The following is a 26974-nucleotide window of genomic DNA, read 5'->3' on the forward strand; positions in this document are numbered from 1 at the left end:
ATGTATAGTGTAATAATGAATGATCATTCAGTCAACTATTTTTAAAAGTTTATTTTTTATTTTCTTACTATGTATGAGAGGTCTTTTTGTCAAGTTATTATGTAGTTATTACCAGTATTCTTTCTTCAAAGCCCGCTCTGGTAGTCTTTATCGCTACGTTACTTAAATTGATTACTAAACCTAATTAGAGAAATTGAGCGCTTTCCATCTCTAGTATAACATTACCACTAAAATAGTTGGAATATTCTATCTTATCGTATTTTAATATAGCAAATTCACCTACTTCATGCTAACGTTTTCATAATACATTACTAGCATTAGAAAGGAGTTTTGTTATGTATCGATTATATGCACGGCTATTTCAAAAAGGACTCAAAGTCGGAATGAATTTTTTACCTTGGCGCGAGCCGGAGTTGCTAGTTGGACCTGGTAGTTTGGAAAGCCTTGCGGGGAAAGTGAAAAGTCTCGGCATTCGTAGCGTGCTCATTATTACGGATCGCGACGTCGCCAAGCTCGGCTTATTAGATGTCATGCTAGTCGGTCTTAATTCACTCGGTATCAAATACTTGGTGTATGACCAAACTGTCGCAAATCCTACGATCGTCAACATCGAAGAAGCGCGAGCATTGTACATAGCCAATGAATGCGAAGCACTCATCGCGTTCGGCGGTGGTTCTCCAATGGATTGCGCAAAAGCAGTAGGTGCACGAATTGCAAGACCCGAGAAACAGATTCCCGAATTGAAAGGCTTATTCCACGTGCGCAAGCGAATCCCTACGTTGTTCACTGTACCTACGACCGCGGGAACCGGAAGTGAAGCAACGCTCGCTGCGGTAGTGACGAATAGTGAGACATATGAGAAGTATGCGATCAATGATACGTCACTGATTCCCCATTACGCTGTGCTCGATCCACTGTTGACAATGGAGTTGCCGCCCGCGATTACGGCAACTACCGGTATGGATGCCTTAACGCACGCAGTCGAAGCGTATATTGGCAACAGTAATACGAATGATACGTGGAGAGACAGCCGTACAGTAGTGCAACTCGTGTTTTCAAATTTATATGAAGCCTACCGCAATGGGGATAATCTAACCGCCCGAACGAATATGCAACAGGCTTCTTATTTGGCCGGCAAAGCATTTACTCGAGCGTACGTCGGCAATGTTCATGCCATTGCACACACGCTCGGTGGATTTTACAACATGCCACACGGATTAGCGAATGCGATTATTTTGCCGCACGTACTCGAGTATTATGGCAAAAGCGTATATAATCCCCTTTCCGAGTTAGCTGATTTAATTGGCATCACAAATCGTTCGGATTCGAAGCGAATAAAAGCAGAGAAGTTCATCGAGGCAATTCGAGCGCTGAATCATGCGATGAATATTCCGGAACATGTAGATGGAATTATGGTAGAAGATATTCCACTAATGGTACAACGCGCATCAGCGGAAGCAAATCCGTTGTATCCTGTGCCGAAAATTTTAAGTAAGCGAGAGTTTACGAAATTGTATGATGTGATTCGGGTTTGATTTGATGGGGGGGGGGCGGATGTGGGACTTGGTTGAGCGAAGACGGGAATGGATAGAGCGCTTGGGCATCGCGATTGAGCGGATACGGAACTTGATAGAGCGCTCGGGCCCCGTGATAGCGCGGATACAGGACTTGATAGAGCGCTCGGGTCCCGTGATAGAGCGGATACAAAGATTGATAGAGCGTTCTGGCATCGCGATTGAGCGGATGCGGAACTTGATAGAGCGCTCAAGCTACGCGATTGAGCGGAGACAAGGATACATTGAGCGCCACACAAAAAAACAGGGACCTCTGGCATTACCAGAGACCCCTGTTTACGCATGATTACTTATCCTTTTTATCATTCGTGCGGAATACTTTTGCGCTGCGGACGTATTCATTGTCTGGAATGCCGAGTCGAGCGTTGACGATGCGTGCTGCTACGAATAGATAATCCGATAGACGGTTCAAATAGCGCCCCACGACAGGTGATACGTCGTCCGCTGCGTTCATCAGTGTAACGGTTACACGTTCTGCACGGCGTGTTACAGTACGTGCGATATGCAATGTCGCCGCTGCCGGTGAACCGCCTGGTAGGATGAAACGTTCTAGTTCAGGCGCTTCTTCCATTAGCTTATCGATTCGGTTTTCAAGAACTGTGATAGGTTCTTCGTCAAGCTTGTAATGACGCTCTTTCATGACGTTTGCCAAGTCTCCGCCACCGTCAAATAATTCATTTTGAATGGTCTCGAGATCGGTTAAGATATCCGCAAACGTCTTACCGTCCAGTTCTGTCATGGCTTTCCCGATGAATGAATTCAGTTCGTCAATCGTGCCGTATGCCTCAACGCGCAAGTCGTCTTTTGCGACGCGTCCGCCAATTAAACTTGTCGTACCTTTGTCGCCAGTCTTCGTATAGATTTTCATTTCACTTCACTCCTTTGATTGTCTGAGCAATACCATACCAAATTCTTGTAACCGTTGTGGCTTCTGCGAATAATTGCTGATACAAACGGCCGCATCGATCACGCAGTTCCCGTTGCTGTGCATCAAGCGGTACAATGCCCCGCCCGATTTCCGTTAAAATGAAGACAGTGTTCGGTCCGCTGATTTCGCGCACTGCGCTGCTGGCCTCTATTTCTGTTATATCTGTAGTCATCAGCCATTCATGCAAACCCGAGATAACGAGTGTTTCACCGGGGTTAGCGGTTGCTGTTGTATCCATTGTACAGAAACATGCCGCCGAATCGCCAATCCAACGTCTCACATAGTCTGTTTTACCGTTATAGGCACCTCCGATAACGACGTGCATGGCTTCCCCTCCTTGAATTCATTCTCGCTAGCCCATTCGAGTTGCCAAATGGATCCGTTCGTTACATCCCATTCCCAAAATGAACGTTGCTCTTGTGTGAATGTATCGAGCACTACGCGAATCACGCCGCCATGCGTCACGACGACTGCTTCATTGGGCAACTCAGCTATTGCATCCAACACGCGTGCTTTTACTTGTTGCAATGTTTCCCCATTGCGCGGTGGTGTGTTCCAGGCATCGTCTAGCCAGTTGCGGTAGTCAGGATCATTTTTCAACTGATCATACGACTGCCCTTCAAAGTCCCCGAAATGACATTCCCGCCAGCGCACATCAGCCGTAAAGTCTATTTGTGGAAAATAAATGGCCGCAGTTTGACGGGTTCTGATCAAATCACTACCCATTACATGTTGGACGGCTACTGGAAATTCAATGGCCTCGCCTTCTTGCGACACCAATTCGCTATCCGTCCATCCACAATAGAGTCGCTGTTCATTCGCAGTCGTCGTTAAATGCCGGACGAGAAATATACGATAAGGACGAGCCATAATAGTACCTCCATTCCTTCAATGAATGCTCCGCATAGATCCCCTGTGACGCCTCCGAAATGTTTGATCGTCCAGCGATGATAAAGCCAGATCGCCAAACATATGACGAGTAGCATAACGGGGATTAATAAAATGGAGCGGAATTGAATACTTAACAAAACAATCGTCACTACACTGATCGCACTCGATGCAACAAGCATCCGTCCGCGTAGAAATTGTTGTTTGAAAAAGTACGCAATGCCGCTTGTTTTCGCGGTTTTCGTTAGTGTGTAATACCCTACTAATGCAGCACGGGAGAGAATCGGCACCGCGACAAGCAACGTCCAACCGTTTACGAGCTGCAATATTTCAATGAATAAGCCAATTTTCAAGCAGAGTAAAACGAGTAACGACAATGTGCCGAATGCGCCGAGCCGTGGATCATCCATGATAGTCAGTCGTTTTTCACGATCCCGATAGGAAAAGAATGCATCACCGAGATCCGCAAATCCGTCTACGTGTAAGCCGCCAGTCGCAACCAATCCCGCGAGCAAAATGAGTACCGCAGTCAGGAAACTATTGAAATCACTTGTAACATACGCAACGCCTGCTAGCAGTACGCCTATACCGCCCCCGATGAACGGCAGCGCGATGTACATGCCGGATACTTCTTTCTTCCCTAACGGCAGTTCTTTATGAACAGGAAGTGACGTAAAAAATTGGAGCGCTAGTAAAATGCTATTCATCTTCTCGCTCCTTTACGCCAAGATAGATTGAATCAACGGCCAGTCGAGATGTTGCTTTACGTGATCAGCCCATTGTTCGTAGACATCGACACCTTCCATTGCAGGAAGCGTGGCACGATCCATGTCTTCTTCTAGTATTCCATGGTTTTCTAAGACGGGAATGACACCCGCCACCGGGATCCCAGTGTATTGTTCAATAAATTTTACGCCGTCTTCGAAATTAGACACGTTACCGTAAAATTTATTGATGATAATGCCTTTGACACGCTGACGTCTTTCTTCTGAAAGTAGTTGAAGTGTGCCAACAATCGATGCAAATACGCCGCCTTTGGAAATGTCCGCAACTAGTACGACAGGTACATCTGCCAGTTCCGCAACGCGCATATTCGTCAATTCACGATCCATCAAATTTACTTCTGCGGTACTGCCCGCCCCTTCGATGATCAGCATGTCGTAGTGATCGGACAAATAATCTAACGCTCCTCGAATTGTTTCAAGACCTTTTTCGAACCACTCTTCACGAAAAGATTGCCCGCCTATCGCCTCAAACGGTATGCCCATAAGTAGAACGTCAGCCCGCATAGCGTCTCGCGGCTTCATCAAAATCGGATTCATTTCAATAATCGGTTGTGTGCGGGCTGCTTGTGCCTGCTGGAATTGGGACCGACTGATTTCACGTCCGTCCACTAACGTTACAGAGAAGCCCGACATGTTTTGTGATTTGAAAGGTGCTACATGGACGCCTTCATTCGAAAGCAGTCGACATAGCGCGGTGCAAATCATCGTTTTACCGACATCTGAAGCAGTACCCACGATCATTAATCCGTTCATGAATTCACACCTTTCCAAACAATTGGCAACCCGTGATCCATTTCAATCGCATAGTCTGCTTGCTTTACGATTTGTTGATGCAGTATGCCGATGATTTGGCGGTAGATTTCCGTCTCTTCTTCGTATTGCGGCCACTCATCGAGGACTTCATTTGAAACAATGACTAGCTGTGAGACGATTTCTGTCATTTGCTTTATCGTGTGAAGTAGTTGATTCTGCTTTTGTTCTAAACACCCCGCGCGATGGACGCAAGGTGTCCCTTCTTCGTATCCTTCATACATTTCATTAGCGAGCCATGTAGTGAGGCAGTCCCATAAGACGAGATCATCCGGTTTTAGAAACGGTAACACTTCATGGAGATGTTTCGGTTGCTCGAGTGTGTGCCAATTTGCATGTTGACGATCTTCTTTATGTTGGTCAATCCGATGCTTCATCTCTTCATCGGCTGCTACACCAGATGCAATGTAGACAAGCCGACCTGTTGTTTGATGCGTAAGCAGACGTTCCGCATACGCACTTTTTCCGCTGCGCGCTCCGCCACTGATGAATGTTACTGTCGCTTGAACCATTGATCCATCGCCTCCCGCAGTGTATCCATCATTGTTTCGGATTTCATTCCAATCCGCAACCAACGCCCGTCCATCCCGCGGAAGTTTTCCGAATGCCGCAGGACAATCCCTTGATTCAATAAATCTTTATAAAGCTTTTTCGCATCTTGCACAGGCTTCATGACGAGATAATTAGCGGAAGAGTCGAGGACTTCACAACTATGCGAGCGCAAGAACTGCGTCATCTTTACGCGTTCTGTTTGCGCGTGCAAAATCGCCTGTTCACGATACGCTTCTTCCTGTAAACAGAACACCCCGATTTCAGCAGCAAGTCCGTTGACATGCCAATGCGAAGCTCGTTGTTTCAGCGTTTCGATTCGATTGGGATGTGCAATGATATACCCTAGACGGATGCCAGGTATCGCATACATTTTCGTCATCGAGCGCACGATTAACAAATTCGGATAGTTGGCGACTTGTGGAATAAAGGACTTGGATTCATCGATGAAATCAATAAATGCTTCGTCTAGCACAACATCTGTCGAACTACTTTTAGCCGCTTCTATAATCGTTATTAGCTCGCTTTTTGAAGGTAACAAGCCTGTCGGATTATTTGGCGTGCATATATATATCGCATCCGCTAAAGGTAATGCCTCTAAAATTTGACGCATAGGCAATTCAAAACCTTCTGCTTCACTAGCTTGAAGCGAAACGACCTCTGCACCGTTCACTTCAAGCGTAGCGCGATATTCGGAAAAGGTTGGGTCAATCAATATTACTCGTTTGCCTCGGTAATTCCCTGCCAGTAAAGAGAGTATTTCTGCCGCACCATTGCCGACGAGCACTTGTTGTTCGTCTACTTGATGAAAAACCGAAACCGCCGAACGAAATGGCTGACCGTCTGGATCAGGATAGCTGTTGAGTGTTGATATCAACGTAGGCCACGCTTCTATTACAGACGGCGGAGGACCTGCTGGATTGCAGTTCTCACTGAAATCCAACACTTCATTAGGCATAGGAATATTCATTGATGTGTACAGTCGTTTACTGTTTGCGCCGTGTTCAGGCAATTGCATAGAAAATTCCTCCTATTACTGTGCCTAGTGACCAGAATGTCCACGACACGACTTGCATTTGGTAAGTAGCGGAGCGGATATGTTCTTTATTCGCAATGAATGCTGGACCCAGTATCGCCCGCTCCGACACTACTCCACGATATGTACTACGTCCGCCTAACTGAATATTGAGTTGCCAAGCCGTTGCTGCTTCAAGATAACCGCTATTTGGGCTCAAATGCTTTTTGGCATCGCCCAGCCAGCCGCTAATTCGCTTTGCAAATGAATGTCCGCCTTCATTTGGAGTGAATAATAGAATGAGCAATCCTGTCATTCTTGAAGGTATCCAGTTAAAGAGATCATCCATACGGGCCGAAACTTTTCCAAATTCACGATAACGTTCATCGTTGTACCCCACCATGGAATCGAGTGTATTGATCGCTTTATACAGCCATAGACCAGGTGCGCCGAGCAAGAATGCCCAAAATAATGGAGCCGTGATTCCGTCAGATGTGTTTTCTGAAACCGTTTCAATCGTAGCGCGGGCTATCTCACTTTCATCGAGCTCCTTCGTATCCCTACCGACAATCCAACTGAGTTTTTCACGGGCTTCGTTCATATCTCCTGACTTCAATGGCTCATAAACTAGCAACGCCGCGTCTCGCAAACTCTTTTGTGCAAGTCCGGCGGCAATAAGCAGTGCTTCGATTGCGATCCCCGCCAACAGATGCAGGCGATACGCAATACTGACGAGCCAGATGACGAGTAGAAACGTCGTCATACATATAAACAACCAGACGATCGCCCCTTTTATTGTACGCATGCTTCCTTTATTCAATAGCTTCGTCAAGTTACTAATCATCGTGCCTAGCCACTTGACTGGATGCGGCCAGTTAGGCGGGTCCCCAATGAGCCGGTCGAGCACCATGCCAATGGCGATCGCAATAAAATGTGCAGGAATCATCCGTGCTCACCAACTGCTAATCGATACGAATGAATAGCTCGCACCGTACAATCATAGACCCCTTTACCGATCAACTTGCCGAGTTGAGTAATGGGCCCTGCGTACGGCAAGTATTCTCCTTGTTGTGTAGATGCGATCAACACGCTATCTGTCGAAGTACCTGTAGCGACTGTGCCAGATTCTGGATCTTTCACTTGCTCGTCTTGTAGTGCTTTCACTTTCGCTTCTGTTGCGGTAATCAACGCTTGGACGAAAGCTTCTTCACTTAATTCACCATTAACGAATACCCATGTATTGATCGTGCCTATGTAAGGAATATCTTCACGTTGCCAAGACTTTGAAACATCCACCGCGTTTCCAACACCTGCTGTCACCGCCACGACAATCGAGCCGAACTCTCCTTCGTACTCTTCTACTTCAACATGCTCGGGACTAACCGCTGTCATCATGGCGACTGTATCTGTCAGATGATAGCCAAGCGTACGCAAATAGTCCGTGTTCTCCCGTTGAACATCATCAATCATATAATCCGCACGTACGCCTCGATTGACGAATGTCTTGTACCAGCCAAGTCCCGCATTATGGACAGCGGAAGAAATCGTCTTCAGCGATTGGCTGGATTGCAACAATACGTGATCTTCCTTAATCGTTATGTCTGCCTTCTTTACAGAAAATAGCTCTACCTTTTCTTGCAAGTTCGGCAACAGCGTCATTTGAGGCTTCGGCATTTCAGGATGGGGCTGTGTTTTGACGCGCGCATTGTATACGTGATGAATTTCAGGTTCCAGTACGACGTCTTGCGGCACACCGATTGATGCTACTTCTCCATTCTTTAATAGCAACAGACGATCGCAATACAGAGCAGCGAGATTGATATCATGGAATACCGAAATAACCGTAATCCCCTTCTGTCTCGCTTGATTACGGATCGTATCGAGCAATTGTTGCTGATGCGCGATGTCGAGGTGATTTGTCGGTTCATCCAATAATAAAATAGGTGCTTGCTGGGCAAGTGCTTGTGCAACAAATACGCGTTGTTGCTCGCCGCCTGACAATAATTCAATGGCGGTATTTTCGTATCGCGTGACACCTGTATGATTCATCGCTTCTTGTACCGCCTGCTCGTCAAACTCCGACCAACTTGAAAAAATTCCGGTCTGATACGGATAACGACCTAGAGCGACAGTGTCTTTGACGCTATGGGAAAAGGCATGGGCATGAAGCTGCGGCAAGACGGCTACTTGCTGTGCGAATTGTTTCTGCGTATAGGCACCAGAAGGCTTTCCGGCAATCATGACCTTCCCGCTTTGTTTCGGCAAAATCCCCGATATAATTTTCAGTAATGTAGATTTCCCGCTACCATTCGGTCCTAAAATTCCGAGAACTTCTCCTTTTTCCACGTGGAACGACACATTTCGCACAATCGGTTCTCTCCCGTAGCCTCCCGACAAATTGTCCACTTGCAACATCTTCACATCGCTCCTTTTCTACGTTGTTTGTAAAAGATATAGGCAAACACCGGAGCGCCAATGAATGCGGTAATGACACCGACCGGTAATTCCGCCGGTGAAATAATCGTTCGTGCTACGAGATCGCAAATGATCAATAATGAAGCACCGTTACATAATGATAATGGCAATACGTGACGGTGATCGGAGCCCCATAACATCCGTGTCATATGCGGTACAACTAGGCCTACAAAGCCGATGGTTCCAGACACGGCAACAGCGGAACCAGTTAATACCGATCCCCCTAGCAAAATCATCAATTTACGTTGTTTGACATTGACTCCAAGATGATGCGCACGTTCTTCACCGAATAATAGAGCATTCAATTCACGGCGATTAAGCCACAGCATACATGTACCGATGAAGAAAAATGGCAGGACCATCAGAATATAGTTCCAGCCGCGCATCGATACACTACCAAGCAGCCAACCGACAATCTGACGAAGTTCTTCTTGCGTTAATGCAATCATCAGCGACAGCACGGAGCCGAGAAAAGAACCGAAAATAATTCCTGTTAAAATGATCGTCTCCATTTTCATTGACCGGTCTACCATTCGAGCAAAACCAATCACTAAAAACATCGTGATTGCGGCACCCATCATACTAAATACAGGTAAGGTGAACGCGCCAAGAATCGGTAGCGATATACCAAAAAAGAGTGTAATCACGGCGCCGACAGAGGCACCGGATGACACTCCGAGGGTGTAAGGATCAGCTAATGGGTTTTTCAAAAGCCCTTGAAACGCGGCTCCTGATATAGCCAGTGAGGCACCGACAATTCCTGCCAGCAACACACGCGGCATACGGATCTTCCACAAAATATTACTTGCGGTCGCGTCCGCTTGATTCCATAGCGTCTCTATTGGTATTTTCACTGTACCGATCGATACGCCGAGCCAGATTGCCACAAGGAGTGTGGCAATCGACACGACATAGGCGAGCACAGTTTTATTCACCGAATACCTCAGGATAGACTGCTTTCGCAAACAATTCTAATCCGTCAGCTAAACGTGGGCCTGTACGGCTCGTAATATTTTCATCTAGTTGAATGACTTGATCTTCTTTGATCGCAGTAACTGCATCAAACCCGTCACGCGTTTTAATATTTTCCACGACATTTGGAATATAGCTATAGATTGCCAAAATCACATCCGGATTTTCATCTACAATCGTTTCAGGACTGATCATTACCCAGCCTTCTTCTGTCACGATGTTTTCAGCATTGATCATATCCAAAAACTGTTGTGGGAAAGTTCCTTTTCCTGGCGTATAAATTTCAGGTGCATCGGAGTTTTCAATGAACACGCGCTTCTTGTCCGTAATGTCCGCTGCTTTCTTTTCGATATCAGCGACTTTCGTTTTCATATCTTCAACGATTTGATTCGCTTCCGCATTTTTGTCCATAACTTTACCAATCAATTCAATTGTTTCATACGTCTCTTCAAATGTTCCTGCATTCTGTATAACAATCACAGGGATGCCTGCGTCACGAATCTGACTCAATCCTTCTTCATTCGAACCCATCATCATTTCATTTGCGAATACTGCTTCCGGTTGCAATGAAATCACTTTTTCTATGTTGACTGTAAAGTCCCCTACTGTATCAAGCTCCGTTACTTCTTCAGGATAATCATCGTTTTCTGTTACTGCAATGACTTTATCCCCTGCACCAATTCCGTATAAAATTTCCGTGTTGCTTGGAAGTAATGAAATAACAGTTTCCGGCGCTTTTTCAAATGTAACTTCTTCGCCAATCGCATCTGTCAGGGTGTATGGATAACTCGTTGTATCCGTTGATGCTTGTTCTGTTTTCGTTTCTTTGCCAGCTTGATTTTCATCTGCTGGTATTTCTTCTTTTGCACTATCGCTTCCACATGCTGCGAGTAGTAGTACCGCGAGCATAGCTGTCAGCAGTAGTTGTAAAAATTTCTTCATGTGTGTTCCTCCTTTAATATGTGTGTGGCATTACGCAAGTCGCAGACATGAAAAAACCTTCGATCATTCGAAGGATTAGGTGGGATGAAATCAGGACGCGACTTCTTCCAGTACACCTATCCTCGTAGGTTGCTGCGGAACTTCATTTTCTAAAAAGGCAGGGTGACCTGGCTTGTGCATAGCACGTACAGTGGCGGGACCGCATCGGATTTGAACCGATTTCACTTTTCATCTCTAGTATTGAGAACCTTTTAGAAGATATGTAATTATGCTTCATTATAGCGTTAATAGTGAGGGTTGTACAGGGAGGTGCTGATCTTTCAAAAGTCATCCATACTTCCTACCTGTTCTTGTGGTGGAAGGTTGAACCGCGCTAAAACTGAATAAGACCGCGCATTTCGTGTTTAACACCGCGCGAGTACTCTATGTAACCGCGCTTATCGTTAAGTGATCCGCGCTATTATGATGTGTAACCGCGCCAAACTGATTGAAGATCGCGCTATTGGGATATTTCGTTTAATTAAATGAAACTTTGACATGCAATACTTCCAAAGACATAAAAAGCCAAGCAGTAATTAATCTGCTTGGCCACTTTTGATAAATTACATTCTTTCCGGTGCTTCAACGCCAACTAATTTCAACGCGTTCGCGATTGTCGTTTTAGTGGCTGTGATTAAAGCCAAACGCGCCTCGGACAGGTCTTTATTTTCCGGGTCGAGCACTTTATTCGCGTTGTAGAAACTATGGAATGTAGCTGCGAGTTCTTGAATATACGTTGTCACGCGGTGCGGTGCGCGCATGCGAGCTGAGTCGCTGACAAGTTTCGGGAAATCTCCAAGCTTCTTCAGTAGCTCCAATTCTTTCTCATCCTGCAATAGCGTGACGTTCTTCGTTGATGCTTCCACGTTCTGTTCTTTTGCCTGACGTAGGATTGAACAGATACGTGCGTGCGCGTATTGTGCGTAGTAGACAGGGTTTTCATTGGATTTGGATACCGCCAAATCTAAATCGAAGTCCATTTGTGCGTCGCCTGAGCGCATCGCAAAGAAATACCGTACAGCGTCTAGTCCGACTTCTTCTACGAGTTCACGCAATGTGACCGCTTTTCCTGTGCGCTTGCTCATTTTGAATTTTTCTCCGTCTTTATAAAGCTGAACCATTTGCGCCACTTCTACTTCGAGCGTATCGCGGTCATAACCTAGCGCCTGGATTGCTGCTTTCATACGTGGAATATATCCATGGTGGTCTGCTCCCCAAATATTAATCAGTTTATCAAATCCACGACTCAGCTTGTCCTGGTGATAGGCAATGTCCGGTGTTAAGTACGTGAATGAACCGTCTTGCTTGATCAATACACGGTCTTTATCGTCGCCAAACGTAGTAGAGCGGAACCAAGTCGCGCCATCTTCTTCATAGACATGGCCATTTTCACGAAGTTTTTGGAGTGCGATTTCGATCTTGCCGTTGTTATATAGGGACGTTTCCGAGAACCAGTTATCGAAATGAACGCGGAAGTCCGTTAAGTCTTTCTTAAGTTTATCCAATTCGATATTCAAGCCGTGTTCACGGAAAAATGCAAGTCGCTCTTCTTCTGGAACATGGACATACTTGTCTCCATATTGTTCAACGAGGCCTTTTGCGATGGCGATGATATCTGCGCCACGGTAGCCGTCTTCCGGCATTTCTTTTTCTAATCCAAGTGCTTCGAAATACCGAACGTCAATCGATAACGCTAAGTTATTTATTTGATTACCCGCGTCATTGATATAGTATTCACGCGCTACATCATAGCCTGCTTTGTCAAGAATGTTACATAATGAATCACCAAGTGATGCCCCGCGTGCGTGTCCTAAGTGCAAGTCGCCTGTTGGGTTCGCTGAAACGAATTCAACTTGGATTTTCTGTTGCTGTCCGCTGTCGGAACGTCCGTAATCTGCCCCTTGATCAAGGACAGATTTCACGATATCTCCAAGACTATCTGTTTTCAAGCGAATATTGAGGAAACCCGGTCCCGCAATTTCAATGGAGTCGATTGCTGTGTTCGTCGTATCAAGATGCTCCAAGATACTTTCCGCGATTGCACGCGGTGGCTTTTTCGCTAGTTTTGTCAACTGCATCGCGATATTCGCTGCATAATCGCCGTTCTCTTTACTTCTTGGTGATTCCAGTTTAATTTCCGGAATATCCGCACCTTCGACTAGTTGTGCTTTCTCAATCGCTTCGTGCAATGCTTCTTTAATTTCATGTTGGATCTGCTCTACTGCATTCATTGTGTTACCTCCGAGTAGGTTATTGTCAAATGGTATTTCCCTAATAAACTTTCGTCTGAATGTAAGTCGTACGCTACCGTAAAACGTCCAGGTACCCATTCCAGTTGATTGGTATAAACCGCCAAGTCCATAACGGCGGGACCATTACCGTACGTGCCAAAACGAACATCGTCTTGTCTAAACGGTAAGCGCATCTGCACGCCGCCTTTACGCATGATAAAGGCATCTTCGGCATGTAATTTCACGGTCGTTCGGACTGCTGGCATTCCTTCCGTCTGTTCTTCAAACAATAAGTAGGCCTGCCCTTTTTTCTCAATGATCTCTCCAGTCGCCTGCATCGTATGCGTTTCCGCTTGCTGGTCTGGATGTTGAATAACGGAACGGAGCTGAACTTTCAATTTTGGCGCTTCCATTCGTTCACCGCCTTAAGTAAATAGATTCACTCATTATACACTTCTTCCGGTACCAGTTTCAATGTTACACGTCTAAACTTTTCCTACAGTCCGTTTAATCCATCCATAACCGTCCCATACTGTCAAAAGATACTGAATGGAACGGGATGTGATGCGTAATGAAACGTAGCGACTATATAAAAACCAGCAATCGTAAAAAAATGAAAATGATTGTATTGTCCTTGTCGATCACGTCGATAGCCGCGATCGTGACGGTCTTAATCGCCCTTCGAATATATGCTCAAGTACTTGGTGCCCCTTCATTGAGCGTACCAAAGGCTTCATTGTTCCTCGATCATAGCGGGCATCAGATCGGGGATCACTTTTCGCAACATAGACGTTATTGGATGAAGCTATCCGATATATCCCCTTTTCTTACGGATGCTTTCGTGGCAACTGAAGATAAACAATTTTATTCGCATAATGGATTTGATTATAAACGGATTGCGGGTGCAGTTCTAAAAGACGTCAAAACGATGAGTAAGGCACAAGGAGCGAGTACGATTACCATGCAATATGCGCGGAATCTGTATTTGACGCACGAAAAATCTTGGACACGGAAACTGCATGAGGCATTGTTTGCTTATCGACTGGAAGTTTTCTATGACAAGGATACGATTTTGGAAGGTTATTTAAATACCGTCTACTTCGGTCACGGAATGTACGGGGTCGAAGCGGCGAGCCGATTTTATTTCTCAAAAGCGGCGAAAGAGCTGACATTGGAAGAAGCGGCTACGATTGCGGCGATTGCAAAAGGCCCTTCTATTTATTCACCTCTAGATCATCCCGAGAATTCACGCAACCGCCAACTACTCGTGCTCGATCAAATGGAGCAGTACGAGTATATTTCAGCCGAGCAAAAGGAACGCGCGGTTGAAGAGAGGATCGTACTGAAGACAGAGAGTTGGAAAGATATGAAGCAAGTGGCACCGTACTTTTTGGATGCTGCATGGCAAGAGGCAGAAGACATCCTCGCTTCAAAAGGACGTGTACCCGCAGAAGGTGGCTGGCAAATTCGAACGACGTTGAATCAACAGCACCAACAAGCAGCGGAACAGGCAATTAAACAAGCCATGCCCGCAAATGACCTGCAAGTCGGTTTTATTTCTATGGCTCCAGACACGGGGTATGTCACGTCGATGGTAGGCGGAGTGAATTTTGGCGACAGCTCCTTCAATCGAGTAACTCAAGCGAAACGTCAACCGGGGTCTGCGATGAAGCCTATCCTCTATGCAGCAGCGCTAGAAAAAGGTATGAATCCGTTAACATTCATGACAGCCGAAAAGACAGTGTTTACGTATGATGACGGTCGTTCGACATATGAGCCAAGCAATATTAACGGGGAGTTTGCGGTGAAGCCGATTTCATTGGCACAGGCGATTGCCATTTCAGATAATATTTATGCAGTCAAAACGCTTGAGCAAGTCGGTTACAAACCGTACACAAAAATGGCGCAGCGACTAGGCATCGATGTCTCGTTTACCGAATCCCCGGCAGTCGCTCTTGGAACATCCGATGTGACATTATTCGAGATGACGACAGCGTATAATCGTATTGCGTCAAAAGGTAAACAAGTCGAACCCCAAATGATTCTCTCGATTACGGATGCGAACGGAAAACTGGTCTATGAGCATCCATCGAAGAAACCAAAGCAAGCCATGTCAGAACAAGACGCATTTGTGCTAACGCATTTGATGACTGGGATGTTCGACCCTGTTTTCAATGATTATTTAACTTCCACAGGATTGTCAATGCGACCGAAACAAACACGACCTTATGCAGCGAAGTCCGGCACAACAATTTCGGATCAGTATTTGATTGGATTCTCGCCCACATTAACTGCAGGCATCTGGACAGGCTTTGACCGTGGCAAGCAACTAGAAAATTTGGAGGATAAAACTGTTTCAAAAAAAGTTTGGATCGATTTTATGGAAGCAGCACATGAAGGAACAGCCCCACAACCATTTATCCCCCCTTCAGGCGTACAAGGCGTCATTGTGGATGTAGAAACTGGCGGAATTGCGGTCAATGATTGCGCGAAGCAACGATTGATCTATGTGAAGGATAAAGATGTACCGAAGAAGTTATGCACGGATCGCTCGTTAAGAGAACAACATTCGGGAGAAGAGGAAAATTCTAAAATGGAGTTATTCCCGTTTTCGTTTTTTGAGTGATTGAGCGGCTGGGCTTCTGCATAGAGCGGTAAGCGTGTGTGATTGAGCGGATGGACGTCTATGAGCGGGTAGCGGTAAGGTATGAGCGCCTGGACGTTCGCATAGAGCGGATCGGTCTCCAGATAGAGCGATAAGCGTGCGTGATTGAGCGGATAGCGGCGGCGATAGAGCGCGTAGCGATAAACTATGAGCGCTCGCACGTTCGTATAGAGCGGATCGGTCTCCAGATAGAGCGGTAAACGTGCGTGATTGAGCGGATAGCGGCGGCGATAGAGCGCGTAGCGATAAACTATGAGCCCCCGCACGCCAACACAGAGCGAGTATCCACAAACTACGAGCACCGGAAGTAGATTTCATTCCACGAATCCACATGAAAAAAGCCTCGTTCTCCGTATCCGCGGAGAGCGAGGCTTTTTCGACCGTTATGTAGTAATCGAGTGAATCTGCACTGCTTGGGTTTGTGGTTTCATCAAACGACCGTCTACATAGCGGGTGTCCTAGATTACAGCGCAAAGCTGTATGTTTAGTTTACTTCGTTTGTTGCAGACATTCAACCTCAAAGAGGACGTAATGCAAATTGTCACATTTTTGACGCATTTGACGAAAATTGTACTTTTTACGTATCCCGTTGGACGTCTTACTCTGTGCGCAAACCTTCGTGTAATTCAGGTGTACTACGTTCCCAAAGTTCTGCGTTATGTGATTTCAAAAAGTCCTTAAGAATTTTTTTCGAACGATCATCCATTTCGTCTACGATAATTTGCCGCTTCATGGATTTGTCCATACGGTTAACGTGGTCTGCCAGTAACTTGTAGCCACGTCTCTTCTCACGGTTGACGATCATTTCACAAGCTGTGATTCCTGCGTAATACGGACCTTCTTCACGGTAATCAATTGTCACCCAAACGAGCCAGTATGGTTTGCCACCTTCAGAATCTTTGCGGTCTGTGGTAAATTTAATTCCCCGTTCCGTATCACTACGGGCATGCATAGCCCCCATTTCTACTTGTGCAGTGCCCGCTTCCACATCGATGATCACAGGCGAAATATTTTCCAACGACAACGAACCTATGCCGAAACCTTTATGTCCATCTGTTGGGTCATTTTTTATTATCGTAAATCCTAACTTTGGTTTTGAATTTTGCTCACTTGTCATATAAATCGACCTCCGTCTCTGTTATTATATGTACTATACCTGAATTTTCTGCAAAGGAGGAAACTAAATGCCATACGTCACAGTAAAAATGCTTGAAGGACGCACTGACGACCAAAAACGGGCACTATGTGAAAAAGTTACGCAAGCCGTTGTGGAAACGACTGGTGCTACTACTGATAGCGTAACAGTTTTCATTGAAGAAATGCCAAAAAATCATCTTTTTAAAAATGGGAAACGCATGAGTGATCAGTAAAATCAGCAAAAGGATTCTCATCGTGAGAATCCTTTTTACTTGATCCATTTAGCTGACTGAACTTGTTTGCATCTCTTCGATGAAGGCAAAAGCTTGATCCATTTCTTGATCAGTAAAGTTCAATTTGTTTTTCACGATACGCACTTTAGCAATTTGGTCTTCTTTGTCAAGCTGATCGAAAAATAGCAATGTTGAGACCAATTCCAAAAAGCGTGACGACTTCTCATTCAATCGCTCGATACATTTCGGCAACTGTTCTTTTGGTGCTTCTGCTGTCGTAAGGAATTTCGATCCTTCATCCGTTACTTGATAGCAATATTGCTTATACGAACCCTTGTCCTCAAAACGTTCAGCCAAAAAGCCCATTTCACATAATTCTTCCACTCGCAATGTCAGTTCTTCCGAATAAGGACCATACATATGGAGCTCATATTTCTCAGCAAACGGGAAATTCATTTTCTTTAATATATAAACCATTTTCTGCATTTTCTTACGGCCATTAACTTCATTTGCCAACGATATAAACTGAACGATTTTTGCATGCTCTTGCAGCAAGTCCCGCAACCCCTCTCTTATCCTCTTAACAATTCCAAAATCTTCTCATGCAACGGGTTTCCATCTACTAACAAGTCTTCAGGATAATAAATTTTATGATCTGTTCTGCGTTTTCCAGATATCGCTTCAACCACATCGGACAGCCGCGACAGTTCACGCAAATCGCCATTTTCTAGTTGTAAATAAATCGGCACTCGTTCATTCTCTTCACCTGGACGATAAAAATCGTAAGGTAAGTCAGATGAAGAATCCGTCACTAAATAATATTCAGGATCGAGTCCTGCTTCTTTAAACAATGTAATCAGTTCACCGAATTTCATATATTGCACTGCAGGATCAAACTCGGCGTATTGAAACAACCGTCTGTTAACAAAGCGATCGCATAAATCTGCTAAAATCGTGTCATCTTCTTCCATCCATAGTTGGAAATACGTTAATAATACGCCCTCATCAAGGGCTATGTACTCTTTCAATTTGAACTCTTGAGCGAAGAATGAAATGAAATGCGTGGGTTCTTGCTTAAATGCATACCCTGTTTCAAATAAAAATTTCGCTCTGTGTAAAATTTTAATAAGAATTACTTCCGCACTTCGAGACACTGGGTGGAAATACACTTGCCAGTACATCTGATAGCGGCTCATGATATAGTCTTCCACTGCGTGCATGCCGCTATGCTTGATGACTACTTGGTCTTCCGTAGGACGCATGACACGCAAAATCCGTTCCATGTCGAAATGGCCGTAGGAAACGCCTGTGTAATATGCATCGCGTTGAAGATAATCCATACGGTCTGCATCGATTTGGCTGGAGATCAAGCTGACGACCAATTTGTCTGGATACGTTTTGTCGATCACTTCTGCCACTTTTTGTGGGAAATCTGGCGATACACGACGCAGCACTTCGTGGACTTCAGTCTGTTCCAATAAAATTTGTTGGGTGAAATGTTCGTGGTCCAGATTGAATACTTTTTCAAATGCGTGGGAAAATGGACCATGTCCCAGATCATGCAATAATGCTGCACACAGGGCGACGAGTCGCTGTTCTTCGTTCCATTCTTCACGCCCCCTGAAGCCGTCGTCGAGAATTCGTCGGACGATTTCATAGACACCAAGCGAGTGCTGGAAGCGGCTGTGTTCTGCACCGTGGAACACTAGGTAAGTAGTGCCAAGCTGGCGAATTCTGCGCAGGCGCTGGAATTCGCGTGTGTTGACTAGGTCCCATATTACGCGATCCCGGACATGTATGTAGCTGTGTACAGGGTCTTTAAACACTTTCTCTTCAGGCATTTTTTCGTTTTGGTACGCCATGTCGTCACCTCATCCTTCATTCGTTCTAGTATAACAAAAATCGACGTGACGTGACATAGTACTCTTTGACGGATTTTAGAAAGTATTGTGTATGGAACTTAAAATTTAGGAGAGCGACTTAGTATCTATAAGGGGATTGCTGCTCCAGCTGGGGACGCTTTCCGGAGGGCGTGGCTTGCTTAAATACAACTTATAAAAGTGCATGCTCCTAACGCTACGCTTTTACTCGCAAATGCCGTCCTTCGCTACGGCATTCGCTGATCCTCCCGGAGTCGCCCCAGCTTCCGCAGCAATCCTACATGGTAAGTGGTAGAACATGGTTCACCTTTTGTAAGTAGTGTGTAAGTTTTTGTTGTCTTTGAGCTTGTTTAAGTTCCTACACAACGCTAATCACAATCCTAACTTTAATGAACTTCTGTAAGTATCACCCACCTACCTTGCAAGGGATTGGCGCGTAGGAGGGGCGACTCCGGGAGGATCAGCCCGATCAGGTGAGACAACCAAAGGGAGCTCCGCGACCTGGTTGGCTCACCGCGGGCCCTCCAGAACGCGTCCCCTCCGTAGCGCAAATCCCCACCCCAACACTACCGCCAGCCTCTACCAACTACCATACTTAACTCCCACTCACCTAAAAAAACGCCCATTTTATTACCATCTTCATAGAATTTTGTAACTCTCTGAATAAAAGACTCATCCCGTGGTCATAATGGCAGTAGAAAGAGAGTACAAGACAGGAGGCATGGAGATGGTGAAAGTTAGACAAGACGCTTGGTTAGAACAAGACGATGAATTATTGGCAGAGACGGTGCTACGACATGTAAGAGAAGGAAGTACACAGCTAGGTGCATTTGAGGAAGTAGGCGACGCCCTGAATCGAACAGCAGCAGCTTGTGGGTTCAGATGGAATGCAGTCGTGCGAAGAGACTATGAGAGTGAACTCTCTGAAGCGAAGAAAGAGAGAAAACAAACGTTACGTGTGCTAGGTACAGATTTTAAAAGACGTAATCAGCAAATGTACAGCCCCGAGACAGGCGCAGATGGTCAGGAGAAAATCCAGGTTCCATTATCAGCCCTATCCCTCGATACAGTCATTGCCTATTTGATTCGCATGCATCATAACGGTGGTGCGGATACGGATGCACTTCGATGGAGACAGACAGCAAAAACAGCGACGGAACAAATGAAATCGCTAGAAATGCAAATTGAAGAATTGAAAAAAGAGAATAAAACGTTGAAAGATGACTATGAGCAATTCGTCCAAATCATGAATCGTGCACGTCGATTAATCGCTTTAAATGAAGAAAGCGAGCACGTTGCACCATTATTTAAAATGGAGCCAAATGGTAATCTAATCACATCAAAAGAGCCGCCAATCAATAACTGATTGGCAGCTTTTTTTCGTACTATGATAACATCTTTTGATTGCGTTCAAAGACACGTCGCAAATAGAATCCGTACAATTCCATTTCCTCGTCCGTTAACCCATTGTGACGCACATCTTCCGTCAACGAGCGCAATACTATCTGCAGACGAATGACAACTTCATTGACCGTTAAAGGCGTGTCCAGAATTTCCGATAACGATGCCATTGTATCAGGTTGGATTACAGGATAACTGAATTTCGTCTGTTGGCCCTGCAAGCCCTTCTCATAGACTTCACGTATTAACTCCGCACGTTCAGAACCACTGCCTTCAACGCATAAATATACTTGCACAGCGACTCCTTGACGCAAACGACGCTGAGAAACCCCTGCGAATTTCTTGCCATCGACACTTAAATCATATGATCCAGGACAATAAGATCCGATAATTTCATAGGCTTCTATCCGTTCGCCAAGCTCAGGAAATAATAGCTGAACTAGTGATACCATCGCTTCGTAGCCTATCGGAATATCAATCGAAGACTTTTGTTCAGAGAAGATTAAGGAAATATTTATTATCCCTTCATCTAAAACGACTGCAAGCCCTCCCGAATTACGAACGATCGACTGATAGCCATGCTGCTCAATTCCTTCTATCGCTTGTTGAATAAACGGCATGCGATGATCTTGAATACCTAACACAATCGTTTTATCATGTACCCATGTCCTGACAACCGGTACACTTTGTTGCTGTCCAACTAATTGGCATAACGTGTCATCCATGGCGAAGGATTCGAGCGCAGAACGATTGCGTGCCGAAATCGATTCGTCGATGAAACGCCAAGCTGGTTGATTCAGTAAATGTTTATCTTGTGACATGTCTAGCTCTCCTAAAGTAATTGATCTGGATTATATGTAGACGGTTCACAAACTACGAGCCTGTCATTATAAGCTCTGGGCTGCTGTGATGATAGATAGTTTATAGACATCTTCTGCAGAACAGCCGCGTGACAAGTCGTTAACGGGTCCATTCAAGCCTTGAAGGATCGGACCAATCGCTTCGTATCCACCTAGACGTTCTGTCATTTTGTAACCGATGTTTCCCGCGTCCAATGTCGGGAAAATAAAGACATTTGCATCGCCTTTGATGACAGATTCTGGAGCTTTTTTCGCTGCTACACTTGGTACATACGCTGCGTCAAATTGGAATTCTCCGTCAATCAATAGGTCAGGTGCCAATTCTTTAGCTATTTTAGCCGCTTCCACCACTTTTTTCGTCTCTTCGGTCACAGCAGAACCTTTCGTAGAGAATGAAAGCATCGCAACGCGTGGATCAATTCCGAATGCTTTTGCAGTTTTCGTACTTTCCACAGCAATTTCAGCTAATTCTTTGGCTGAAGGATTCACAGTAATGGCACAGTCCGCAAAAATTAAACGCTCTTCTTCTTTCATCATAATGAAAGCACCGCTCGTTTTTGAAACGCCAGGCTTCGTCTTAATGATTTGCAATGCGGGACGAACTGTATCCGCTGTCGAATGTGCAGCTCCACTCACCAAACCGTCTACACGTCCTGTATAGATTAGCATAGTTCCGAAATAGTTTACATCTTTCAATTGCTCGCGTGCTTGCTCGATTGTAGCTTTTCCTCCGCGACGCTCCACGAATTTCTCCGCCAGTTCTTCAAAATAGGAAACGTTTGCAGGATCAATCAACTTAATTTCAGAAATATCGAAGCCACCATCTTTTGCTACTTTTTTTACTGCTTCTTCATTACCTAATAAAACTGGTGTAATAATACCTTCTTGTTGAAGATGTATAGCTGCTTCTAATATTCTGACATCCTCCCCTTCAGGTAATACAATCGTCTTTCCTTTACCTTCCAACGTTTTACGAATGCCTTCAAAAAGATCTGCCATGTGTAAATCCCACCCTTGTTATATTTTCCTATTCATCATACCTGAAAAGCTCAATTAATACACTAATAATTCCGGCGTTTTCAGATAGCTGTTCACGAGATATTCATTTTTGTAACGCCTGTTGTGATTTCAACCTTATTCCTTAACGAGTAAAGATTGTTTATGATACACTTGATAAAGAAACTACTTTATTTTAAAAGGAGACTGAATTCAAGTGAACGAAGCAGCTATTACATTAGACGGTTGGTATGTACTTCACGATTTTCGCACAATGGACTGGGCTTCTTGGAAATTGATTTCAAAAGAAGAGCGTCAGGCAGCAGTGAATGAATTCCTAACTTTTTTGGAGCGTATACAAGAAGCAGATGATGCTAAAACAGGTAGTCATGCATTTTATACGGTCGTTGGTCAAAAGGCAGACTTTATGCTAATGACACTACGTCCTACAATGGATGAACTTCAGCAGTTGGAAGCGGAATTCAACAAGTTAATCATTGCGGATTATACAATCCCAGCGTATTCCTATATATCGGTAGTAGAGTTATCGAACTATCTAGCAGGTGAATCTGACGAAGATCCATACCAGAATCCATATATACGCGGACGTCTGTACCCTGAATTACCTCGCAGCCAATACGTTTGTTTCTATCCAATGGATAAGAAGCGCGAAGGCGAAGATAACTGGTACATGCTTGACATGGACCACCGCAAAAGCTTAATGCGCAGCCACGGCATGATCGGCCGCGGATATGCAGGTAAAGTGAAGCAAATCATTTCCGGCTCCGTCGGCTTTGATGATTACGAGTGGGGCGTCACACTGTTCTCCGATGACGTGCTACAGTTCAAAAAACTCATCTATGAAATGCGTTTTGACGAAGTCAGCGCACGCTACGGCGTATTCGGCTCATTCTTCGTCGGTACAATTTTAGACGCAGACAAGCGCGAAGCATTTTTTGAAGTATAATAGGTTAGATCCAAGCCGCGAATGAAACACTTCGCGGCTTTTTTGTTGCGAAGAAAGAGGGAAATAGGGCTAGTGGTTCGGGATTGAAGCTCCAGCTGGGGACGCTCTCCAGGGGAGCAACCTTGAGCCAAGCGAACAGCGAAGGGTTCGCTTTGCCGTATTTCTGTGTACTTTGCAGAAATTAAGGCACCAGTTCAGGGTCCCAAGATCACTCTCTTCCCCAGGAGTCGCCCCCAAATTCCGCTTCAATCCTACGTGCAAAGTGGTTTAAATTAGAAGTATCACTGTCTATAGAAAGTGAATTATTGTTGGCTTCTAACTTAGTTAAATTTACGCGCAACATAAGGTCTTGAATTTCACTCTCCAACTCCAGAAAGAGACATTAGTGAAGCGAAGTGAGAGCCGTTACGAAGGACGGCTTTTGCGAGTAAAAACGAAGCGTTAGGAGCATATCTTTGCACTAAAGGCGGCGACTCGGGAAGGATCAGCTCGACTGGTGAGACAACCAAAAGGAAGCGAAGCGACCTGGTTGGCTCACCGCGAGCCCTTCCGAACGCGTCCGCCTGGAACGTAGCGTAACGATGCATTCCCCCAACTTCGAACTTCCCCCCTTCCAAAAACTTCATTCATACCCACTCCCTCTCCAACATAAGATACAACCAAGGGGGTTTTGCTTTAGCTGTCATTGCGACAAACAAAAGGGAATAAATGCGCTTGCCCGTCTCACACAGACTCCATCAACACGCAACGCACACTTCCCTCGCCCTACAAGACTGCCCGCGAGTAAAACTAACAGATCTGGAGAGGATGTTGAAATGGTTCAATATTATTGGAATCCCGGCTATGCCCAGCAACAAATGGTCCCACCACAAACAAATGTACAGGGGAATGCACCAACACCGCCTTTTAGAGAGCAGTCGTACATCGAGAATATCTTACGGCTTAACAGAGGAAAACCCGGTGTCTTTCATTTTTCATTCGAACATGCGGTAGAAGCAGGCAAGAACACAAAAGCGATCACGGGTACGGTAGAAGCTGCGGGACGCGATCATGTCATCCTCAGCGAAGCTGGTACAGGACGACGTTATTTATTCCCTATGATCTACTTCGACTATGCCGAGTTCCCAGAGGAAGTAACTTACTTCAATCAAACGCCATAAGAAAAAACCGCTCATGCGTGAGCGGTTTTCCTATGTTACCTTCCAAATTTTACTGCAGCAATGATCAACATGATCCACCCTACGATGAATGCAACGCCACCAATCGGTGTGATGGCGCCAAGTATTCCGATTCCAGATAAGCTGAGTACATACAGGCTTCCAGAGAAAATAACGATACCTGCCAAAATTAAATAGCCAGCCCATGATAGTTGCGTCGATGGTCCAAGCAATGTGCTACTCATCAAAATACCAATTACAAGTAATGCAATCGCATGGAACATTTGATAGTGTACCGCGGTTTCCCAGACGGCTAAGTAATGTTCGGAAAGGCGATCTTTCAATGCATGTGCACCAAATGCTCCAAATCCAACTGCGATCGCGGCATTAATAGCTCCTGCGATAATGAAAAACGGCATACTGATTCCTTCTTTCTAACGAATGTTGTATATTCTGTTTCCAGTCTACCATATCGAAACATGTAAAATGACAGGTGTTTGTACGATTTTTGGTGCTATCAGAAGTCAAACAGCGACTCTCCATTGGCATCCTCTTCACGCAATGGTTGCTCGTTCAGCGACGTAATTGGCGTCGCATGTACAGCGCTCGTTTGTATAACTTGTGGGATGGACGGTACAGATGGCCTTTCATCACCGAGCATCAAATTACATAACGTTCGCACAGCATAGATCGCTTCTCTTCGTGCTCCTTCATTCTGTGTTTGTTTCGCCAAGCGGACTTGTCGCTCCATTTCTCCGAGCATTTGTGCAGCTGTGATCATCGTATTTTCATCCCCTTTTTCGGTTCAAATTTCATACACTCCATACCAGAGGAGCGCTTTACCACTATCGATGGTAACATTTTCGTCTTGAATCCATATGCCTTACAGCCCCGCGGACTTGCGGGATCCCAAGTCGTATAAAAGAAGATACAGTCGAAGCAATTGACTGCCATCGTTACACATCCTTTCTCATTCCTCACTTGGTCGTTTTCGCCCAATCTATCGGCTCTTCTCCCCACTCGCGTAAATACTCATTCGTTTTAGTAAACGGCCTACTGCCAAAGAATCCTCTAGATGCACTAAATGGACTTGGGTGAGGCGATTCAATAATTGCATGGCGTCTGCGGTTGATCAATGCCGTTTTTTCCTGTGCATGTCTTCCCCATAAAATGAAGACGATTGGTGCACTGCGCATCGATAGTTTACGAATAACTTCGTCCGTAAAGAGTTCCCAACCTTTCCCACGGTGCGAAGCGGCTGCCCCTTCGCGTACAGTGAGTACAGTATTCAATAATAATACACCTTGTTCGGCCCACCCTGTCAACGTTCCTTCAGTCGGGACGTCAATTCCAACATCTGACGATAGTTCTTTGAAGATATTACGTAAACTCGGTGGCACTTTCACGCCAGGCTGGACAGAAAAACTCATACCATGAGCCTGTTTTGGTCCATGATATGGATCCTGGCCTAAAATCACGACTTTGACATCTCGAAAAGGCGTCAATTTAAAAGCTGTCCACATATCAGACATTTGCGGATAGACGATGTGATTTGTATATTCTTCGCGAAGAAAAGTACGCAATTCCTGATAATACGGTTTGTCGAATTCATCTTCTAGTATGTGATCCCAATCATTACGAAATTCTGCTACCATATGCATCACTCCTTAAACTCAATATCTAGTTGATAGCCTGCAAATGAAAACATGTCTTTTAGCGTTTTTACTGCATTTTGCTCTGCGGATTCTAGGACACCTTGTGCAGATGCCTCTTCCATTATTAACGTTTTGGCTTCATTCGCTAGCTCATAGCCTTCTTTAATACCTGCTTTTCCACGGAATAATCCTTCTACAGAATAGACTTCTACTTTATCGAAGTACAGTTCTGCACCACCGAGGAATTCAGCTTTCGGTATCATCAGCTCAATACGTTTTTTGTCTTCATCCACTCGCATATCTTGCTCGGTGATTTCACTAAGATCAATCCCGGCTTTGACGGAACCTGGAATGACTACTAATAAATTCCGCTTCGTCCCAGGAAAATTGACACCGATGTTTTTACCGAATAATTCATTGTCGGTGCGTTTGACAAGCACTTTGGAGTAAGCTTCTGCCGTTGTCAGTTCCTGGAGCTCTTGGACACGCTCGACAAATGCCGTCTTTTGTTCTGAAAAAGTAGAACCCAATTGAATTAAATAAAAGCCTGCGATTGGCAGGGTAATAAGTGCGGCGACTACTAGTAGAATGACTAAAATATATGCTTTTCTCCACGAAGTCCATAAAGTAAAAGCGAGCTCGAGAATTCCTCCCCTTCGCTTACGTTGGGTCTTTTTCCGTCCAGCGAATGTCACAGCTGATTGGGCATTAGCTTCCGTCCATTCCTTCTTCTCTCTTTTAGACGATTCATGCTTACTCATGGCTCACATCCTCTCGTTTGTTCCAACACTCCGTTTCTATTTATACGTTCTGTC

At 45.1% G+C, this 26974-nt stretch carries 30 protein-coding genes and 1 riboswitch; of the genes, 7 read left to right on the forward strand and 23 right to left on the reverse strand.

Features of this window, described 5'->3' with window-relative positions; all coding sequences use genetic code 11:
• Positions 1-335: 335 nt before the first annotated feature.
• The gene (locus CSV63_RS08415; protein WP_099695439.1) at positions 336-1535 is read left to right on the forward strand and encodes an iron-containing alcohol dehydrogenase; all 1200 of its coding nucleotides are present in this window, start codon (positions 336-338) and stop codon (positions 1533-1535) included.
• Between the two features lie 19 nt (positions 1536-1554).
• Entirely contained in the window at positions 1555-1860 is a 306-nt protein-coding gene (locus tag CSV63_RS08420) for a hypothetical protein (RefSeq protein ID WP_099695440.1), read from the forward strand.
• Here CSV63_RS08420 and CSV63_RS08425 read toward each other — a convergent pair whose 3' ends face one another.
• The 13 genes from CSV63_RS08425 to CSV63_RS08485 form a co-directional block, all read right to left on the reverse strand.
• Positions 1861-2442 carry a cob(I)yrinic acid a,c-diamide adenosyltransferase gene (locus CSV63_RS08425; protein ID WP_099695441.1) on the reverse strand — a complete coding sequence of 194 codons (582 nt, stop codon included), beginning with the start codon at positions 2440-2442 and terminating at the stop codon, positions 1861-1863. It lies immediately after the preceding gene.
• 1 nt (position 2443) lies between these two features.
• Entirely contained in the window at positions 2444-2827 is a 384-nt protein-coding gene (locus CSV63_RS08430) for a bifunctional adenosylcobinamide kinase/adenosylcobinamide-phosphate guanylyltransferase (protein WP_099695442.1), read from the reverse strand.
• Complete coding sequence (locus CSV63_RS08435) at positions 2779-3372, reverse strand: histidine phosphatase family protein (protein WP_099695443.1); 594 nt, start codon at positions 3370-3372, stop codon at positions 2779-2781. The genes CSV63_RS08430 and CSV63_RS08435 overlap by 49 nt, the downstream gene beginning before the upstream one ends.
• Entirely contained in the window at positions 3333-4097 is a 765-nt protein-coding gene (gene cobS / locus CSV63_RS08440; RefSeq protein WP_099695444.1) for an adenosylcobinamide-GDP ribazoletransferase, read from the reverse strand. Before cobS ends, CSV63_RS08435 begins: the two co-directional genes overlap by 40 nt.
• 12 nt (positions 4098-4109) lie before the next feature.
• The gene (locus tag CSV63_RS08445) at positions 4110-4928 is read right to left on the reverse strand and encodes a cobyric acid synthase (protein WP_099695445.1); all 819 of its coding nucleotides are present in this window, start codon (positions 4926-4928) and stop codon (positions 4110-4112) included.
• Positions 4925-5497, reverse strand: coding sequence for a bifunctional adenosylcobinamide kinase/adenosylcobinamide-phosphate guanylyltransferase (locus CSV63_RS08450; RefSeq protein WP_099695446.1), 573 nt, complete (start codon positions 5495-5497; stop codon positions 4925-4927). The genes CSV63_RS08445 and CSV63_RS08450 overlap by 4 nt, the downstream gene beginning before the upstream one ends.
• Positions 5479-6552: a threonine-phosphate decarboxylase CobD gene (gene cobD, locus CSV63_RS08455; protein WP_099695447.1), complete on the reverse strand. Its 1074-nt coding sequence runs from the start codon at positions 6550-6552 to the stop codon at positions 5479-5481. Before cobD ends, CSV63_RS08450 begins: the two co-directional genes overlap by 19 nt.
• Positions 6539-7492, reverse strand: coding sequence for an adenosylcobinamide-phosphate synthase CbiB (gene cbiB, locus CSV63_RS08460; protein WP_099695574.1), 954 nt, complete (start codon positions 7490-7492; stop codon positions 6539-6541). The genes cobD and cbiB overlap by 14 nt, the downstream gene beginning before the upstream one ends.
• The gene (locus CSV63_RS08465) at positions 7492-8964 is read right to left on the reverse strand and encodes an adenosylcobinamide amidohydrolase (RefSeq protein ID WP_099695448.1); all 1473 of its coding nucleotides are present in this window, start codon (positions 8962-8964) and stop codon (positions 7492-7494) included. Before CSV63_RS08465 ends, cbiB begins: the two co-directional genes overlap by 1 nt.
• Positions 8965-8966: 2 nt before the next feature.
• Positions 8967-9959: a FecCD family ABC transporter permease gene (locus CSV63_RS08470; protein ID WP_099695449.1), complete on the reverse strand. Its 993-nt coding sequence runs from the start codon at positions 9957-9959 to the stop codon at positions 8967-8969.
• Positions 9952-10938, reverse strand: a complete 987-nt coding sequence (locus CSV63_RS08475) for an ABC transporter substrate-binding protein (RefSeq protein WP_099695450.1) — start codon at positions 10936-10938, stop codon at positions 9952-9954. Before CSV63_RS08475 ends, CSV63_RS08470 begins: the two co-directional genes overlap by 8 nt.
• 139 nt (positions 10939-11077) lie before the next feature.
• Positions 11078-11205, reverse strand: a riboswitch (cobalamin riboswitch).
• Positions 11206-11540: 335 nt separating this feature from the next.
• Positions 11541-13208 (reverse strand): arginine--tRNA ligase, encoded by a 1668-nt coding sequence (gene argS, locus CSV63_RS08480; RefSeq protein WP_099695451.1) that lies wholly within the window; start codon positions 13206-13208, stop codon positions 11541-11543.
• Entirely contained in the window at positions 13205-13621 is a 417-nt protein-coding gene (locus CSV63_RS08485) for a YwiB family protein (RefSeq protein ID WP_099695452.1), read from the reverse strand. Before CSV63_RS08485 ends, argS begins: the two co-directional genes overlap by 4 nt.
• Positions 13622-13779: 158 nt before the next feature.
• Between CSV63_RS08485 and CSV63_RS08490 the strand changes: the two genes are divergently transcribed.
• Positions 13780-15834, forward strand: coding sequence for a transglycosylase domain-containing protein (locus CSV63_RS08490; protein ID WP_099695453.1), 2055 nt, complete (start codon positions 13780-13782; stop codon positions 15832-15834).
• Between the two features lie 637 nt (positions 15835-16471).
• Here the strand turns inward: CSV63_RS08490 and CSV63_RS08495 are convergent.
• A complete protein-coding gene (locus CSV63_RS08495; RefSeq protein ID WP_099695454.1) occupies positions 16472-16990 on the reverse strand; it encodes a YwhD family protein in 519 nt (172 codons plus the stop codon).
• A 67-nt stretch (positions 16991-17057) separates the two neighbouring features.
• Here CSV63_RS08495 and CSV63_RS08500 point away from each other — a divergent pair, with 67 nt between their 5' ends.
• Positions 17058-17243, forward strand: a complete 186-nt coding sequence (locus CSV63_RS08500; RefSeq protein WP_099631212.1) for a 2-hydroxymuconate tautomerase — start codon at positions 17058-17060, stop codon at positions 17241-17243.
• Positions 17244-17291: 48 nt separating this feature from the next.
• Here the strand turns inward: CSV63_RS08500 and CSV63_RS08505 are convergent, their stop codons facing one another.
• Together CSV63_RS08505 and CSV63_RS08510 are read right to left on the reverse strand one after the other, a co-directional pair.
• Positions 17292-17798, reverse strand: coding sequence for a YwgA family protein (locus CSV63_RS08505; protein ID WP_099675583.1), 507 nt, complete (start codon positions 17796-17798; stop codon positions 17292-17294).
• A 17-nt stretch (positions 17799-17815) separates the two neighbouring features.
• Entirely contained in the window at positions 17816-19105 is a 1290-nt protein-coding gene (locus CSV63_RS08510; RefSeq protein WP_099695455.1) for an HD domain-containing protein, read from the reverse strand.
• A gap of 745 nt (positions 19106-19850) precedes the next feature.
• On the opposite strand from CSV63_RS08510, the gene CSV63_RS08515 reads away from it, so the two are divergent.
• A complete protein-coding gene (locus CSV63_RS08515) occupies positions 19851-20489 on the forward strand; it encodes an RsfA family transcriptional regulator (RefSeq protein WP_099695456.1) in 639 nt (212 codons plus the stop codon).
• A 19-nt stretch (positions 20490-20508) separates the two neighbouring features.
• Here the strand turns inward: CSV63_RS08515 and lipL are convergent, their stop codons facing one another.
• Positions 20509-21345 (reverse strand): octanoyl-[GcvH]:protein N-octanoyltransferase, encoded by an 837-nt coding sequence (lipL, locus tag CSV63_RS08520; RefSeq protein ID WP_099695457.1) that lies wholly within the window; start codon positions 21343-21345, stop codon positions 20509-20511.
• A gap of 66 nt (positions 21346-21411) precedes the next feature.
• Positions 21412-22383 carry a phosphate acetyltransferase gene (pta, locus tag CSV63_RS08525; protein WP_099695458.1) on the reverse strand — a complete coding sequence of 324 codons (972 nt, stop codon included), beginning with the start codon at positions 22381-22383 and terminating at the stop codon, positions 21412-21414.
• Positions 22384-22597: 214 nt separating this feature from the next.
• Here pta and hemQ point away from each other — a divergent pair, with 214 nt between their 5' ends.
• On the forward strand, positions 22598-23347 hold the full coding sequence (gene hemQ, locus CSV63_RS08530; protein WP_099695459.1) for a hydrogen peroxide-dependent heme synthase: 750 nt from the start codon (positions 22598-22600) through the stop codon (positions 23345-23347).
• 815 nt (positions 23348-24162) lie between these two features.
• Positions 24163-24507 carry a spore coat protein GerQ gene (locus CSV63_RS08540; RefSeq protein ID WP_099695461.1) on the forward strand — a complete coding sequence of 115 codons (345 nt, stop codon included), beginning with the start codon at positions 24163-24165 and terminating at the stop codon, positions 24505-24507.
• A gap of 35 nt (positions 24508-24542) precedes the next feature.
• Here CSV63_RS08540 and CSV63_RS08545 read toward each other — a convergent pair whose 3' ends face one another.
• The 5 genes from CSV63_RS08545 to CSV63_RS08565 all read right to left on the reverse strand — a co-directional run bounded on the left by CSV63_RS08545 (position 24543) and on the right by CSV63_RS08565 (position 26920).
• Positions 24543-24923, reverse strand: coding sequence for a DUF423 domain-containing protein (locus CSV63_RS08545; RefSeq protein WP_099695462.1), 381 nt, complete (start codon positions 24921-24923; stop codon positions 24543-24545).
• 98 nt (positions 24924-25021) lie between these two features.
• Complete coding sequence (locus CSV63_RS08550) at positions 25022-25285, reverse strand: YwdI family protein (RefSeq protein WP_099695463.1); 264 nt, start codon at positions 25283-25285, stop codon at positions 25022-25024.
• Positions 25282-25458, reverse strand: coding sequence for a hypothetical protein (locus tag CSV63_RS16750; RefSeq protein WP_029053507.1), 177 nt, complete (start codon positions 25456-25458; stop codon positions 25282-25284). The genes CSV63_RS08550 and CSV63_RS16750 overlap by 4 nt, the downstream gene beginning before the upstream one ends.
• A 23-nt stretch (positions 25459-25481) precedes the next feature.
• On the reverse strand, positions 25482-26159 hold the full coding sequence (locus tag CSV63_RS08560) for a uracil-DNA glycosylase (RefSeq protein ID WP_099695464.1): 678 nt from the start codon (positions 26157-26159) through the stop codon (positions 25482-25484).
• 5 nt (positions 26160-26164) lie between these two features.
• Positions 26165-26920, reverse strand: coding sequence for a DUF4230 domain-containing protein (locus tag CSV63_RS08565; protein WP_099695465.1), 756 nt, complete (start codon positions 26918-26920; stop codon positions 26165-26167).
• Positions 26921-26974 lie beyond the last annotated feature (54 nt).

It is taken from the genome of Sporosarcina sp. P34 (genome assembly GCF_002743375.1).
In the GTDB taxonomy this organism is placed as follows: Bacteria; Bacillota; Bacilli; order Bacillales_A; family Planococcaceae; genus Sporosarcina.

Excerpts from the sequence above, each read along its gene's own strand:
- CSV63_RS08510 (WP_099695455.1), bottom strand. The coding sequence starts at position 19,105 with ATGGCGTACCAAAACGAAAAAATGCCTGAAGAGAAAGTGTTTAAAGAC.
- CSV63_RS08485 (WP_099695452.1), bottom strand. The coding sequence starts at position 13,621 with ATGGAAGCGCCAAAATTGAAAGTTCAGCTCCGTTCCGTTATTCAACAT.
- CSV63_RS08435 (WP_099695443.1), bottom strand. The coding sequence starts at position 3,372 with ATGGCTCGTCCTTATCGTATATTTCTCGTCCGGCATTTAACGACGACT.
- CSV63_RS08420 (WP_099695440.1), top strand. The coding sequence starts at position 1,555 with ATGTGGGACTTGGTTGAGCGAAGACGGGAATGGATAGAGCGCTTGGGC.
- CSV63_RS08475 (WP_099695450.1), bottom strand. The coding sequence starts at position 10,938 with ATGAAGAAATTTTTACAACTACTGCTGACAGCTATGCTCGCGGTACTA.
- CSV63_RS08430 (WP_099695442.1), bottom strand. The coding sequence starts at position 2,827 with ATGCACGTCGTTATCGGAGGTGCCTATAACGGTAAAACAGACTATGTG.
- CSV63_RS08495 (WP_099695454.1), bottom strand. The coding sequence starts at position 16,990 with ATGACAAGTGAGCAAAATTCAAAACCAAAGTTAGGATTTACGATAATA.
- CSV63_RS08560 (WP_099695464.1), bottom strand. The coding sequence starts at position 26,159 with ATGGTAGCAGAATTTCGTAATGATTGGGATCACATACTAGAAGATGAA.
- CSV63_RS08545 (WP_099695462.1), bottom strand. The coding sequence starts at position 24,923 with ATGCCGTTTTTCATTATCGCAGGAGCTATTAATGCCGCGATCGCAGTT.
- CSV63_RS08425 (WP_099695441.1), bottom strand. The coding sequence starts at position 2,442 with ATGAAAATCTATACGAAGACTGGCGACAAAGGTACGACAAGTTTAATT.
- cobD (WP_099695447.1), bottom strand. The coding sequence starts at position 6,552 with ATGCAATTGCCTGAACACGGCGCAAACAGTAAACGACTGTACACATCA.
- CSV63_RS08540 (WP_099695461.1), top strand. The coding sequence starts at position 24,163 with ATGGTTCAATATTATTGGAATCCCGGCTATGCCCAGCAACAAATGGTC.
- CSV63_RS16750 (WP_029053507.1), bottom strand. The coding sequence starts at position 25,458 with ATGGCAGTCAATTGCTTCGACTGTATCTTCTTTTATACGACTTGGGAT.
- argS (WP_099695451.1), bottom strand. The coding sequence starts at position 13,208 with ATGAATGCAGTAGAGCAGATCCAACATGAAATTAAAGAAGCATTGCAC.
- CSV63_RS08565 (WP_099695465.1), bottom strand. The coding sequence starts at position 26,920 with ATGAGTAAGCATGAATCGTCTAAAAGAGAGAAGAAGGAATGGACGGAA.
- CSV63_RS08515 (WP_099695456.1), top strand. The coding sequence starts at position 19,851 with ATGGTGAAAGTTAGACAAGACGCTTGGTTAGAACAAGACGATGAATTA.
- lipL (WP_099695457.1), bottom strand. The coding sequence starts at position 21,345 with ATGTCACAAGATAAACATTTACTGAATCAACCAGCTTGGCGTTTCATC.
- CSV63_RS08500 (WP_099631212.1), top strand. The coding sequence starts at position 17,058 with ATGCCATACGTCACAGTAAAAATGCTTGAAGGACGCACTGACGACCAA.
- CSV63_RS08450 (WP_099695446.1), bottom strand. The coding sequence starts at position 5,497 with ATGGTTCAAGCGACAGTAACATTCATCAGTGGCGGAGCGCGCAGCGGA.
- CSV63_RS08415 (WP_099695439.1), top strand. The coding sequence starts at position 336 with ATGTATCGATTATATGCACGGCTATTTCAAAAAGGACTCAAAGTCGGA.
- pta (WP_099695458.1), bottom strand. The coding sequence starts at position 22,383 with ATGGCAGATCTTTTTGAAGGCATTCGTAAAACGTTGGAAGGTAAAGGA.
- CSV63_RS08445 (WP_099695445.1), bottom strand. The coding sequence starts at position 4,928 with ATGAACGGATTAATGATCGTGGGTACTGCTTCAGATGTCGGTAAAACG.
- CSV63_RS08465 (WP_099695448.1), bottom strand. The coding sequence starts at position 8,964 with ATGTTGCAAGTGGACAATTTGTCGGGAGGCTACGGGAGAGAACCGATT.
- CSV63_RS08490 (WP_099695453.1), top strand. The coding sequence starts at position 13,780 with ATGAAACGTAGCGACTATATAAAAACCAGCAATCGTAAAAAAATGAAA.
- CSV63_RS08550 (WP_099695463.1), bottom strand. The coding sequence starts at position 25,285 with ATGATCACAGCTGCACAAATGCTCGGAGAAATGGAGCGACAAGTCCGC.
- cobS (WP_099695444.1), bottom strand. The coding sequence starts at position 4,097 with ATGAATAGCATTTTACTAGCGCTCCAATTTTTTACGTCACTTCCTGTT.